Below are 12,083 nucleotides of genomic sequence, written 5' to 3'. Positions count from 1 at the left end.
GCCCGCGAGGGCCGCGATCAAACCAGGCGTGACGGACGCTTACTGGTCGTCCGATGCAGTCATCAGCTCATGCCAGTACAACCACCAGTGCCACTGGGTATCGTCCTTGGTAAAGCCTTCGTTGACGATGCCCGGGCCAGGCCAGCCCTCCGGTGCGCCCGTTTCAAAGACCGCCTGGTACTTCATCGTGCTCTTGCGTCCCATCGCGCCTTTGGCGGCCAGGGTCATGTGCGGCCAAGTGTCGGAATCATCCTGCTCAACCATGCCGGACGTGCCGAACAGCTGGATGGTTTGCTTGAGCATCTTGTCGCGCAGTTCCGGGGAAGCGTCTTTCTCGGCAAACACCCAGTTGACGAACTCGAGCTTGTCCGGACCTTGCGGTACGTAAGCGTGCAGGGTCATCGAACCGACGACAGTGCCATCCGGCTGCGGAATGTAGACAAAACCGAAAAGAATATTCGGGAACATCCCACCGACTTGCGGCGGCATGCTGGTGAGCACTTTCAACTGATCTTCGGTGAGATTGCGTGCCAGCTGTTCGACCATGTCGGCGGTCATGCCGGCAGGCGGCAATGCTTCGAGCTTTTGCTGCACACTCAGCTCTGCTGGATCGAGGCCGGTCAGGCGTTTGATCTTGCGCGCCAGGTCGATGCAGCGCAGGGCATGGCCATGGGGCGAGCTGATCTCAACGCCGATCATTTCCGGGCTGAGGTCGGCTGTTTCACCCTCGCCTTTCTTGGCGTAATTGCCCACTTCGCCCAGCCAACGGTGCAAGGTCAGTGTGTGGAAACCGTCAGCCGCCGATTGCTCACCAGCCGTCTTCCAGTTGGCGTTAACGATAAAGCGCTGCGGTGGGCCGAGTACTTCCATGCCCTTGTCGGAGCGGCAGAAGAGCATGTCGTAATACCACTTGGCATCGCCCAGGAATTCGTCGAACGATGGTCCATCAATATTCCAGGTGGCAAATACCAGGCCGCCATACAGTGTGACCCGTGCCTTTTTCAGGCCCAGTTCTTCTTTGGGCAGCATCTTGCCGTGCATGCATTCACGCTCGACGGGTGAGCCGACAAAGTCGCCATTCGGGCGGAAGGCCCAGCCGTGATAGATGCATTTATGAATTTGCGTGTTGCCGCAATCGGCGGTGCTGATGCGCATGCCGCGGTGCGGGCACACATTGAGGTTTACAAACACCTCACCCTCTTTGCCACGGGCAACAATGACCGAGTCGGAGCCCAGGTCGCGGACCATGAAGTCCCCGGAATTGGGGATCTCCGACTCGTGACCCAGGAGTACCCAGATCTTGCCGAAGATTTTTTCCATCTCCAGCTCGTAGATTTCGCGGTCAGACAACACGCGCATTTGTACTTCACGGCTAGAGGGATAGATGAGGTCCGAGACCTTGGTTCCATCAGACAATACGGGGCTTGTTCTTGTTAGCATGATTGCCTCCTGATCAGAGCGTCACGACAGTAGTCGCAGCAAAATATAAGACACTTTCTCTATTTATGTACATAGAATTCACTTTGTACTTGTAAGTGAATTCTTCCGTCATTCACGTATGCGTTAATCCTTGCTCGATGCCTTGCCCGCTTGAGTACGCAGCACACCAATGCCGTCGATCTCCAGTTCAACCACATCGCCAGGCTTCAAATAACGCAATTGCTCAAGGCCGCAGCCGTTTCCGACCGTGCCGGAGCCAAGAAACTCACCGGGGTACAGGGTTTCCGAGCGGGACACGTGGGCAATCACGTCTTCGAAACTCCAGCGCATATCACGGGTATTACCGCGCCCCCACTCCTCTCCATTGACCCGGGCAACCATATTCAGGTCATAGGGATCACCCAGTTCATCGGCTGTCACTAGGCAGGGTCCCATGATGTTGGCCGTATCAAAATCTTTGCTCTTGGCCGGGCCGAGCATGCCGGGCATTTCCAGGGCCTGGGCGTCGCGCGCACTCATGTCGTTAAAGATGGTGTAACCGACGATATGGGCACGGGCCGCTTCACGGCTGATGTCCTTGCCGCGCTTGCCGATGTAGCAACCGAACTCCAGTTCGAAATCCATCGCCCGACTGAAACTTGGCCATTGGAACTCGTCATCGATGCCTATGACCGCGAAACGGTTGCCCTTGTAGTAGATGGGCTGCTTGTTGAAAGTCTCGATGACCCGGTCGTCGGCGCGGGTGTTCATCGCTTTCAAAGTGGCTTCCGGGTCTTCGGTACGTAGCGCACGGGCGCGACGGGCCGCCGCGAAGCTCTGGCGCAGATGCAATTCGAAGCAGGAACAGTCGCGCATCTGCGGGGGCGGCTGAATCGGTGCGCGCAGCTTCACGCTGGCACGCTCCAGCACTGCCGCCGAGGGTGCCTTAGCGACCAGTGAACGGGCCAACTCCAGCGCCGGTTCACCGGCCTCCACCAGCGCCAGAATGCCGCTCAATGCCACACTGTCGCGACCTTCCAGCAAGCGGTAGGCATTTTGCAGATCGAGTACCTGCTGGTCCCGATTGAGCAATGCACCCGCGCGGTCAAAACCTTCGGCGTCGGTATACGTCACCAGTCTCATACGCGGCCACTCACGGGTAGCAGCGCACCGGTTACCGCTGCGGCTTCGTCGGATAACAGAAACGCCACCACCGCCGCCAACGCCTGCGGAGTTACCCAGCGGCTGCTGTCGGCATCAGGCATGTCGGCACGGTTGGCGGGGGTATCAATGATGCTTGGCAGCACGGCGTTAACCGTCACGCCACGATCTTTCAACTCTTCAGCCAGGGCTTGGGTCAATCGGGCGACACCGGCCTTGGAGGCGGCATATGCCCCCATACCGGTTGCGGCTTTGACCGAGGCCAGCGCGCCAATGTTGACGATACGCCCTGCCTTGGAATCCAGCAGGTGCGCCAACGCAGACTGGGAACTGACTACGGCGGTACGCACGTTCATCTGGTAAAGCCGATCCCAGGTCAGCAGGCTGCCGCCTTCGACGGTCTCCCAGGCAAAACCGCCCGCGACATTGACCAATCCGTCGATGCCCCCCAAATACGCCGCGACCTGCTCGAACGCAGCGCTGGCCGACTCGCTCGAGGTCAGGTCGACACCGCCCAGGCACAGCAGGTTTTCCGTATCCAGCAAGGCAGCTGGGGCCTCGTTGCGATCCAGCAGTGCAACCCGGGCGCCACGCGCCAGTAGAAATTTGCCAAGTGCGCTGCCGAGGGCACCAAACCCGCCGGTGACGACTACCCTCTTGTCCAATAGTGATTGGGACATCGCGAAATCCTCTTGTTGTTGTTTTACGGCGAGAACGGTCGATTCGCGCCTTTGTCGGGATGAATATATGACACTTTTAGAAAATATGTACAAATGATACCGTATGACTTCAAGTCAAACACTCACCTGCGGACCGCTGATGCCTAGAAAACTGCCTGCACTCAACGCCGACAACCGCGCCTTCTGGCAAGGCGGTCAACAGGGCGAACTGCTCGTTCATCGCTGCGCGGCCTGCAACCGGTATTTCCACCCGCCCGCCCCGCTTTGTCCGCATTGCGCAAGCTTTGACGTGGCGCCGCAAGCGGTGTCCGGCAAGGGCAAAGTGCTGAGTTACACCATCAACTTCCAACCGTGGCCCCCCGACTTGGAGGTGCCCTATGTGGTGGCAATCATCGAGCTGGTCGAACAACCCGGCTTGCAGTTCGTGAGCAACGTGGTGGGCATGCCGGTCACGGATGTGCAGATCGACATGCCGGTACGGGTCAGCTTCCTCAATGTCGAGGATGTGTGGTTGCCTCTGTTCGAGAAGGATCAGTGATGTTCGATCATCGTTATGAGAAAGACGTAGCCATCACCGGCATCGGCCAATCGGAAGTCGGGCGACCCTCTCACAAGTCAGCGATGCGCCTGACCCTGGATGCCTGCCTAGAAGCCATTGCGGACGCCGGCCTGCAACGCAGCGACATTGACGGCGTGGCCTGCTGGCCGGGCGACAACAACAATGGCGACCCGTTTTCACCGGTCGGCCCCAGTGCGCTGAAGAGCGCCCTTGGGCTCAACGTCAACTGGTTCGGTGGCGGTTATGAAGGGCCCGGCCCGCTCACCGGTGTGATCAACGGGGCCATGGCGATTGCGGCGGGCCTGTGCAAGCACGTACTGGTGTTCCGCACCATCACCGAAGCGTCGGCGCGCATGGTCAACAAACAGGCCGGCGCACTGACCAACAAAACCCAGGGTCGCGACAGCAGCTACGCCTGGCAGTGGTTTACCCCGTTCAATGTGCAATCGGGCATCAATCTGATGGCGTTGTACGCTCAGCGTCACTTCCATGAGTACGGCACCCGACCGGAGCAACTGGCGCAAATAGCCCTTACTTGTCGCCAGAACGCCATGCGCAATCCCAAGGCGCTGTACCGCACGCCGATGAGCATGGACGACTACATGGCATCGCGGATGATTTCAACGCCTCTGCGCATGTTCGACTGCGACGTGCATTGCGATGCGTCCACCGCCATCATCCTGTCCCGTCGCGATATCGCCCAGGACCTGCCGAACAAACCGATCCGCATCGAGGCCATGGGCGCAGCGTTGAACCAGCCCTGGTCGTGGGATCAGATCTCCCTGACCAAAATGGCCGCCTTCGATGTCGGAGAGATGATGTGGGCACGCACCGACTACACCCCGCAGGATGTTGAATCTGCGCAGTTGTATGACGGATTTTCGATCTTGACCCTGATCTGGCTTGAAGCCCTGGGCCTGTGCCCCACCGGGGAAAGTGGTGCGTTCGTCGAGGGTGGCACGCGCATCGCACTGGAGGGCAGCTTGCCCATCAATACCAATGGCGGGCAGCTGTCTGGCGGACGCACCCACGGCCTGGGTTACGTGCATGAAGCCTGCCTGCAACTGTGGGGCCGTGCCGAAGGCCGGCAAACCCGCGAACACCGCGTCAGTACGGTGGCAGCCGGCGGCGGCCCGCTGGGGGGCAGCCTGCTACTGGTTCGCGAGTAACGGCGCGTCTCAGTAGAGTACGCCGGCCACTTCGCTACAGAACTCGATCAGCGCCTTGCCCAGTTCGGCAAGGCCCTCTTCGTCCCGTTGCCCACGGAACATCACCGCTGATACGGTAAAATCGATGCTGTTGGTCGGCGAGAAGACCGGCGCCGCAATGGCCAGAATCCCCCCCGAAAAATGTCCGTCGTCCATTGCCCAACCGCGCTCGGCGGCTTCTCTCACTTCTTCGCGATAGACCTCCAGCGACAGCGGCTGTGCCCAGCGAATCGTCTCGAAACTGCTCTGTACTTCCGGATCGTCGAGGTCGATCTGCGTAGCGAACAACCGGCCGCTGGCGCCCATCAGAATCGGCAGGCGCTGACCCTCGGCCATGTCGATGCGCACATCGGTCGGGCTGGCAGCGGAGCTGACAATGACGATGCGGTCAGGGCTCATTTTTCGCCACAGGGTGATGGTCACCCGCTGGCGCGCAGCCAGGTTCTGCAACAGCGGTTTGGCCATCTGTACGCGATGACCCTGGGTAACCAATTGTTCGACCAGACGCGCCAGGCCCAGGCCCACGGTGTAACGCTTGGAAAGAGCACTGAAATCGACCACCTCCTCTTGCACCAGCGTGCGCAGGATGTTGAAGCAGGTGCTGGGGTTGATTTTCAGTTGCCGGGCGATGTCCACTGAACGTTCCGGCGTACCCACCTGACTGAGATAGCGCAAGATGCGTATGGCGTTGGAAACAGGCTTGACGAGGGTTGCGCCGGCTGATTTGCTGCTGTCGTTGACGTCAGTGAGTTCCATGCCCGATCCAGTAACTTTAGAGTGGCGCCATTCTAGCCTGAGAATGATTGGCGCCGTAAAAGTTTTATCTGGGAATTACTTGATCACTTCAGCCAGTTAGTTTCACTGGCGGTTGGTAGATCAAACGGCGGGTTTGCAGATCTTCGCGACGATAACGCTCGATGAGACGCTCTTGGGCATGGTCAGCCTGGGTCACGCGAACCTGTTGGCGCAAGTATTCCAGCCAGGACTCGACAATAAATCGCTCGCTATAGAGTTGCGGGTCCGCCATGTCGCGGTACAAACGCCAGTTTTGCGCGCCGTTGCGCCGTCGCGCCTTGCCCACCGCGTATACGGCGGCCACAAATTCATCGCGGTCTGGCGCCGCCACCTGATACACAATCTCCACGGATACCGGTCCATCGGAATGGGACACCGAACTGGCCAGCTGGAGTGTGTCGGTCAACTGAACCTCGGCAAAGTCTGCTTCCTGGCCCAGCTCCACATGGCCATTGCGGGTCAGCGCGATACCGACCAGCAACAACAGTGTCGAGAGCAGCAAGCTCTGGGTCAACCCCAGGTATTCGGCCAATGCCCCCCATATCGCACCTCCGGCTGCCATCGCGCCCATCAGGATCAACACATAGACCGAAGCGACCCGTGCGCGCACCCAGTTGGCGGCATAGGTTTGCACCACCGTTGAAATGGTCGCGTTGACCGCCATCCAGCCGAACCCGGCCAGCAGCATCATCGCGCAGACCGCATAGCGGTTGTTGGATAGCGCGGCAGTGAGAGTGGCGAGGGCAAAGGAGATGGCGCCGCAAACCAGCAGATGACGCATGCCCAATACGCGATACAGCCGCGGCAAGCTGAGCGCAGCCAACACTGCACCGGCGCCAAGAAATGCCATGAGCAAGCCATAACCACCGGCGTCCATTCCCAATTCCTGCTTGGCCACAAGTGGCATCAAGGCCCACAAAGCGCTGGCACTCATGGTGAACACCAGAACCTGCTTCATGGCGCTGAACAGGACCGCTGAATGCCGGATGTAGCGCAGGCCACTGCGCATGCCGCCGGTCATGGTTTCCGGTGGCAAGCCCACGGTGGGCGGGTTGGGCGCGATACGAAAGAGGAAGAGCAGGACCGCGAACATACACAGCGCGATTAACAGAAATACCGAGGTCGTGTTCCAGTACGCAATCAGTGCACCCGCCAGCGCGGGGCCCAAAGCGCGGGTGGCATTGATGGAAATTCCGTTCAAGGACACTGCGGCCGGCACTTGGTCGCGGGGCAGTACACCGACCATGGTCACCATCCACGCCGACATGCCCAGCGCACTGCCGGTACCGAGCACAAAGGTAAACGCCAGCAAGCCCCAGGTTTCCAGGTGCGCGCTGTACGCCAGCCCACACAACACCAGTGCGGCGAACAGCATCATGCACTGGGTAATGATCAGCCAACTGCGACGGTCCACCCGATCGGCAATCACCCCACCGGGAAAGGCAAACAGGAACACCGGCAGAGTCACGGCGGTTTGCACCAGAGAGACCATGGCTGCCGAGGTCGTCAATGTGGTCATGATCCACGCCGCGGCTACCGTCTGCATCCAGATAGCCATGTTGACCACTGCGGCTGCCAGCCATAAGCCGCGGAACGCTTCGTTGCGAAACGGCGCCCACGCCGACCCCTCGCTCATCATCACTCCTCAGCGGCTACGCCAGTCAAAATCAGGGAATTATTTGTCCAGCGGCTGACCCAGTCGCCCCATCGCCCGCGAAGGGCTGAGCTGCCGCGGCTGAGCGATAGAATTGCGCAGTTGGCCGATGCCTTCGATTTCAGCCTCGACCCGATCACCCGGCTGCAGGAAACGCCCGCTTTCCAGCCCTACACCGTGGGTTGAGCCAGTGAACACCAGATCGCCAGGACGCAGACTGATGCGTGCATCCAGATAATTGAGCAACTCGTCCAGGGGAAAAATCATCTGCCGCGTATTGTCCTGCTGGCGCACTTCGTCGTTTACGCTCAGGCGCATATCCAGTGTCGGTTGCCCCGTAATGCCCAGCTCGTCGGCGGTGACAATCCAAGGCCCCACTGGCGTGGTGCGGTCCATGGCTTTCTGGGTCAACAGGTCAAGACGACCTATCTGCTTGCCGGCATCCCGCGCGCTGATGTCATTGCCCACGGTGTACCCCAGCAGGCAAGCGCTGGCATGGGGTTCATCCAGCAAAGGGCGGCCCACCACGGCGACCAGTTCCACCTCGTAATCAAGCTGGGTGGTCAGCGGCGAATAATCGATCGGGTCATAGGCACCGATCAGCGCGGACTCAGGTTTCATGTAGGCCAGCGGGTGCGCCGGCGCCTCACTGCCCAGACGCTTGAGGTGGCTGAGGTAATTGAGGCCCACACCAAAAACCCGACTGCCCGGTTCCAGCGGCGCAAGCAAGCGCGCAGCCGAAAACGGCAACCATTCGCCACTCAGGTCCAGGGCGTCTGGCGCAAGATCCGCCCCAAGCCCGGCCCAGTGGGTGAACGGCGCATCAATACGCCGCAGGCGGTCAGTTTGCGCATCCAGCAACGCCCAGAACGACTGCCCGGCCACCTCGACCCGTGCCAGGCGCATATCAGCGCTTGGCCAGGTACGTCGGCAGGTACTCGGCGTCGAGCACTTCTTCCGGTGTCTTGACGCTGGCACCGAGAATTGGCCCGACCATTTCGTGGCCCCACAGGCTGAGCTTTTCCGGATTCAGCTCGTAGGGATCGCCTTGCCATGGCTCGATTTCAGCAATGGTCTCGAAGGCGAACCCGGACGGATTGAAATGGTAGAACGACAAGTGTGGGTCCTGTGCGTGTTGGCCGAGGGTCATCATCATCGGCAGTTCACGCTGACGCACGATGTCGTAGGTCTCACCGACATCACGCACGTTGCGCACAAACAGCCCGACATGTTGCACGCCCATGCGGCCTGGCCCGTGGCCATACGCGATGTCATGACTGGTGTGATGGTTGAGTTTGGAGCGGAAGAAACCGGTTCGCCCTTTGCCGGCACCGGCGCCATACCAGCTGAAACCCATGACGTTAAGCAGGAAGTCTTCCAGTTCCGGCGTGTAGTCCGGGGTGATCAGCACCACATGACCGGCGCCTCGTTCGTCGGCAAGGAAACCACTGTGCGGACGTCCCGGCTGGAACGAGCGCGGCAGCCATTTTTGCCCGTAAAACAATTCGTGCTGATACCCCACCGGGTCACGAAAACGCACTAATTCACGCACGCCACGCTTTTCGCACAGTTGCGCATCACCGCGGGTGAAGTCGACATTGGCGGCCGCGAGCTTTTTGATACCGTCCTCGAACGCCATGCGCCCCACCGCTTCCCACCCGATGTAGACAATGCGGTCCACCTTGCCTGGATGAAAAGCGAAGCGGTGGCGGCGATCGTCGATCTTGAAGTACAGCGAATCGGGGTCACTCTCGGGGTTCTTGCCGATGCCAAAACCCATCACCTGCGGGCCATACTCACGCCACGCTTCGAGATTGGGGGTCTCAAAGCCCATGTAACCGATACCGATGATGTCCACGTTATTCACCTTGTTATTGTTCGAGATGAAAGGATGCCGGTAGCCCCTGCCGGGGCGCCGCGCGTGCTAGATCGCGAGTAACCCGCCATCGATGACGAAGTCCGAACCGGTAATGAATGAAGCTTCATCCGAGGCGACAAAGACCGCCATCGCCACCACTTCCTCGGGTTCACCGGGGCGATCCATCAATACGCCATCCAGCAACATGGCACGCATCTTGGGGTCTTCCAGAAACGGCCGAGTGCCAGGCGTCGCGACAAATCCCGGGCTCAAACTGACCGCACGGATACCGAACGGCGCTCCTTCTACCGCCAACTGGCGAGTGAAGGACACTACAGCGCCCTTGGCGGCTGAATGCGCGGAAATCCCGGCAACTTTCGAGCCACCCCAGGCGGCGGTGGACGATACGTTGATGATCACCCCGCGCTGTTCGGCCAAGTGGTGCCAGGCATATTTGGTCGTATAGAACAGCAGGTCGATTTCATTGCGCATGGTGTACTGCCAATCTTCGATCGACAGTTCGCTGACCAGCCCGAAACGTGCGGCGGAAGCGTTGTTGTAGAGAATGTCGATGCGCCCGTGTTCAGCCACGGCAGCATCGATCCAGGCCTTGGCCTGTTCGTGATCGCCCAAGTCCACGGGTGCCGAGCCGTACAGGGTAAAGCCCTCGGCCTGCATCAACGCTGCAGTCTCCTCGTGACCTTCGGCGTTGAAATCGCAACCCACCACAATTGCCCCTTCGCGGGCAAAACGCAGCGCTGCAGCCCTGCCCTGGCCGCCGCCTGTTCCGGTTATCAGCGCGACTTTGTTTGGTAATCGACCCATTAGCACATCCTCACCTCAGTGGTAATCACGTTGCGTCTGACGCTCACGCCATCAAACAGCGTCGTCATCCGGGGTGATGGGCTCAAGCCAGATGGCCTCCGCGGGGCAGGCGGCCGCACCCTCACGAGCCTCCTCCTCCAACTCCGGCGGCACACGGGCGTCGTCGAGGTACACCATGCCATCGGCATCAAGCTTGTACAGGCTGGGGCAAATCGCAGCACACAAACCATAACCACAGCAGCGGCTTCGGTCGGCCACCGCTTTGAATTGCGCTTTTTCTGAACTCATTTTTTTCTCCTTTATCAGGTTCAGCTTCTGTAAATTATGAACACTTATTTATTTTATGTGCAATTAATTTTTAACGCGGATATGCTGAGACTCATCCGCTGTCGCTAGTCACTGCCTTGGCATCAAAACGGGTGAATCGCAGCAGGATGTTGAACACGGCTGGCTTCAGAGTGATTCAACAGTGGGTGCAACGTATGAAAATCGTTTGTCCGTTAGTCAGATAGCTACGCTGGACAAAGCCGAATTTCTGATTTTATTCTGATTAAAAAACCAGATTCTGTTCAAAGAATCTGCTGGCGGTGGTCCACATCACCACTTGTAGCAGTGCTTGGCTCAACAAAACCTATAAGGAAGCCAACTTCATGCACCCGTCTAGAAACGAAGCGGCAATCGATCTACGCGAATTCCGCCAAAGCTGGAAAATCCTGATTTTGTCGGTCGCCGGAGTGGCGATCAGCATCAACGCTGCCCTGCTCTATGGCTTCGGCACACTGGTGGTGCCACTCGGCGATGCCTTTGGCTGGAGCAAAAGTGAACTGCAAGCCTGCATTACCTTTTTGTTTGGCGGCGCGGTGGTGTCATTGCAGTTGGTGGGCTGGTTTAACCTGCGCTACGGCATGAAGCGCGTGACGGTTATTTCCCTACTGCTGTTGTCACTCGGCTACCTGGCGACCACGCAACTGACCCAATCGATCTGGTCGATGTACATCGCCTTTGCCTTGCTGCCCATCGTTGGCATGGGCGCGCTGGCGGTGACCTGGACCCAACTGATAAGCCTTTGGTTCGACAGCAATCGCGGCCTGGCGCTGGCCATTGGTTTGTCGGGGACCGGCGTCACCGCGGCCACCATTCCTCGCCTGATGGCGTGGGGTATTGAGCAATGGGACTGGCGCGCGGCCTTCGTGATTCTCGCGCTGCTCAACCTGTTGGTGCTGCTGCCGCTCATTCTGCTGTGGTTCAAGCTACCCACTGTTGCAGGTCAGCGTGACGACTGTCATGCGCTGGAGCAATTGCCCGGCATGTCTTTTCGTGAAGGTATGGGCTCGCTGAAATTCTGGACCTGCAACCTGGCGCTCAGCTTGGTGATTTCTTCGATTGTCGGCATGGTCACCAGCACCGTGCCCATGCTGCAAGCCCGAGGTCTGTCCGCCGGGGACGCGGCCACCATCTTCAGCTGCTTTGGTATTTCGCTGATCTTCGGCCGCATGCTTATCGGCTATCTGCTCGATCGTCTGTGGCCGCCGATTGTGTCTGCGATCAGCTTGGTGCTGCCTGCCGTCGGTTGTTTCATCTACCTGAGCCCGACCACCGAATTTGCCCCGCTGATGCTGGCGGCGGTGCTGGTTGGTTTCGGCGCCGGGGCGGAGTTCGATATTGCCGCGTTCCTGATTGCCCGCTACTTCGGCTTGCGCGAATACGGCCGCCTGTTCGGCGTGCATCAAGGCCTGAATACCGTGGCCTCGGCGCTGGCGCCGCTGCTCTTCGCGTACATGCTGGCGCGCACTGGTTCGTATAACGCGATGCTGGTTTACAGCGCCGCCTGCTGCATCATCGGTCCGCTGTTGCTACTGACCCTGGGCCGCGTGCCGCGCTTCAATGCGCAAACCATTCCCAGCCAATCCTGAGCCCCCCAACA

12 protein-coding genes are annotated in these 12,083 nt (G+C 59.3%); 3 read left to right on the top strand and 9 right to left on the bottom strand.

Annotated features, from left to right (window positions below; all coding sequences use genetic code 11):
• Positions 1 to 39: 39 nt before the first annotated feature.
• The 3 genes from M5G20_RS26645 to M5G20_RS26635 all read right to left on the bottom strand — a co-directional run bounded on the left by M5G20_RS26645 (position 40) and on the right by M5G20_RS26635 (position 3,260).
• Positions 40 to 1,440, bottom strand: a complete 1,401-nt coding sequence (locus M5G20_RS26645) for an aromatic ring-hydroxylating dioxygenase subunit alpha (RefSeq protein ID WP_273921644.1) — start codon at positions 1,438 to 1,440, stop codon at positions 40 to 42.
• 123 nt (positions 1,441 to 1,563) lie between these two features.
• Positions 1,564 to 2,562 (bottom strand): fumarylacetoacetate hydrolase family protein, encoded by a 999-nt coding sequence (locus M5G20_RS26640; protein WP_273921643.1) that lies wholly within the window; start codon positions 2,560 to 2,562, stop codon positions 1,564 to 1,566.
• Positions 2,559 to 3,260 carry an SDR family NAD(P)-dependent oxidoreductase gene (locus M5G20_RS26635; protein ID WP_273921642.1) on the bottom strand — a complete coding sequence of 234 codons (702 nt, stop codon included), beginning with the start codon at positions 3,258 to 3,260 and terminating at the stop codon, positions 2,559 to 2,561. The genes M5G20_RS26640 and M5G20_RS26635 overlap by 4 nt, the downstream gene beginning before the upstream one ends.
• A gap of 139 nt (positions 3,261 to 3,399) precedes the next feature.
• Between M5G20_RS26635 and M5G20_RS26630 the strand changes: the two genes are divergently transcribed.
• Entirely contained in the window at positions 3,400 to 3,798 is a 399-nt protein-coding gene (locus M5G20_RS26630; RefSeq protein ID WP_273921641.1) for a Zn-ribbon domain-containing OB-fold protein, read from the top strand.
• Entirely contained in the window at positions 3,798 to 4,988 is a 1,191-nt protein-coding gene (locus M5G20_RS26625) for a thiolase family protein (RefSeq protein WP_273921640.1), read from the top strand. The genes M5G20_RS26630 and M5G20_RS26625 overlap by 1 nt, the downstream gene beginning before the upstream one ends.
• 9 nt (positions 4,989 to 4,997) lie before the next feature.
• On the opposite strand, the gene M5G20_RS26620 is transcribed toward M5G20_RS26625, so the two are convergent.
• From M5G20_RS26620 to M5G20_RS26595, 6 genes are all read right to left on the bottom strand, one after another.
• On the bottom strand, positions 4,998 to 5,783 hold the full coding sequence (locus tag M5G20_RS26620; protein ID WP_020300792.1) for an IclR family transcriptional regulator: 786 nt from the start codon (positions 5,781 to 5,783) through the stop codon (positions 4,998 to 5,000).
• Between the two features lie 88 nt (positions 5,784 to 5,871).
• Positions 5,872 to 7,458, bottom strand: coding sequence for an MFS transporter (locus M5G20_RS26615; RefSeq protein WP_273921639.1), 1,587 nt, complete (start codon positions 7,456 to 7,458; stop codon positions 5,872 to 5,874).
• A gap of 39 nt (positions 7,459 to 7,497) precedes the next feature.
• Complete coding sequence (locus M5G20_RS26610; protein ID WP_273921638.1) at positions 7,498 to 8,382, bottom strand: fumarylacetoacetate hydrolase family protein; 885 nt, start codon at positions 8,380 to 8,382, stop codon at positions 7,498 to 7,500.
• Between the two features lies 1 nt (position 8,383).
• Positions 8,384 to 9,334 carry a VOC family protein gene (locus M5G20_RS26605; RefSeq protein ID WP_273921637.1) on the bottom strand — a complete coding sequence of 317 codons (951 nt, stop codon included), beginning with the start codon at positions 9,332 to 9,334 and terminating at the stop codon, positions 8,384 to 8,386.
• Between the two features lie 66 nt (positions 9,335 to 9,400).
• The gene (locus M5G20_RS26600) at positions 9,401 to 10,159 is read right to left on the bottom strand and encodes an SDR family NAD(P)-dependent oxidoreductase (RefSeq protein WP_020300796.1); all 759 of its coding nucleotides are present in this window, start codon (positions 10,157 to 10,159) and stop codon (positions 9,401 to 9,403) included.
• A gap of 51 nt (positions 10,160 to 10,210) precedes the next feature.
• Positions 10,211 to 10,447 (bottom strand): ferredoxin, encoded by a 237-nt coding sequence (locus M5G20_RS26595; RefSeq protein ID WP_273921636.1) that lies wholly within the window; start codon positions 10,445 to 10,447, stop codon positions 10,211 to 10,213.
• 362 nt (positions 10,448 to 10,809) lie between these two features.
• Here M5G20_RS26595 and M5G20_RS26590 point away from each other — a divergent pair, with 362 nt between their 5' ends.
• Positions 10,810 to 12,072: an MFS transporter gene (locus M5G20_RS26590; RefSeq protein WP_273921635.1), complete on the top strand. Its 1,263-nt coding sequence runs from the start codon at positions 10,810 to 10,812 to the stop codon at positions 12,070 to 12,072.
• Positions 12,073 to 12,083 lie beyond the last annotated feature (11 nt).

The organism is Pseudomonas sp. TNT2022 ID1044, from assembly GCF_028656895.1.
GTDB lineage: Bacteria > Pseudomonadota > Gammaproteobacteria > Pseudomonadales > Pseudomonadaceae > Aquipseudomonas > Aquipseudomonas reinekei.
Note: the sequence above shows the minus strand (reverse complement) of the source record. Positions and strands in the feature narration are given on the sequence as shown.

Bases quoted from the DNA above. Each gene is read 5' to 3' on its own strand.
- M5G20_RS26590 (WP_273921635.1), top strand. From the start codon at position 10,810: ATGCACCCGTCTAGAAACGAAGCGGCAATCGATCTACGCGAATTCCGC.
- M5G20_RS26625 (WP_273921640.1), top strand. From the start codon at position 3,798: ATGTTCGATCATCGTTATGAGAAAGACGTAGCCATCACCGGCATCGGC.
- M5G20_RS26640 (WP_273921643.1), bottom strand. From the start codon at position 2,562: ATGAGACTGGTGACGTATACCGACGCCGAAGGTTTTGACCGCGCGGGT.
- M5G20_RS26630 (WP_273921641.1), top strand. From the start codon at position 3,400: ATGCCTAGAAAACTGCCTGCACTCAACGCCGACAACCGCGCCTTCTGG.
- M5G20_RS26645 (WP_273921644.1), bottom strand. From the start codon at position 1,440: ATGCTAACAAGAACAAGCCCCGTATTGTCTGATGGAACCAAGGTCTCG.
- M5G20_RS26610 (WP_273921638.1), bottom strand. From the start codon at position 8,382: ATGCGCCTGGCACGGGTCGAGGTGGCCGGGCAGTCGTTCTGGGCGTTG.
- M5G20_RS26635 (WP_273921642.1), bottom strand. From the start codon at position 3,260: ATGTCCCAATCACTATTGGACAAGAGGGTAGTCGTCACCGGCGGGTTT.
- M5G20_RS26620 (WP_020300792.1), bottom strand. From the start codon at position 5,783: ATGGAACTCACTGACGTCAACGACAGCAGCAAATCAGCCGGCGCAACC.
- M5G20_RS26615 (WP_273921639.1), bottom strand. From the start codon at position 7,458: ATGAGCGAGGGGTCGGCGTGGGCGCCGTTTCGCAACGAAGCGTTCCGC.
- M5G20_RS26600 (WP_020300796.1), bottom strand. From the start codon at position 10,159: ATGGGTCGATTACCAAACAAAGTCGCGCTGATAACCGGAACAGGCGGC.
- M5G20_RS26595 (WP_273921636.1), bottom strand. From the start codon at position 10,447: ATGAGTTCAGAAAAAGCGCAATTCAAAGCGGTGGCCGACCGAAGCCGC.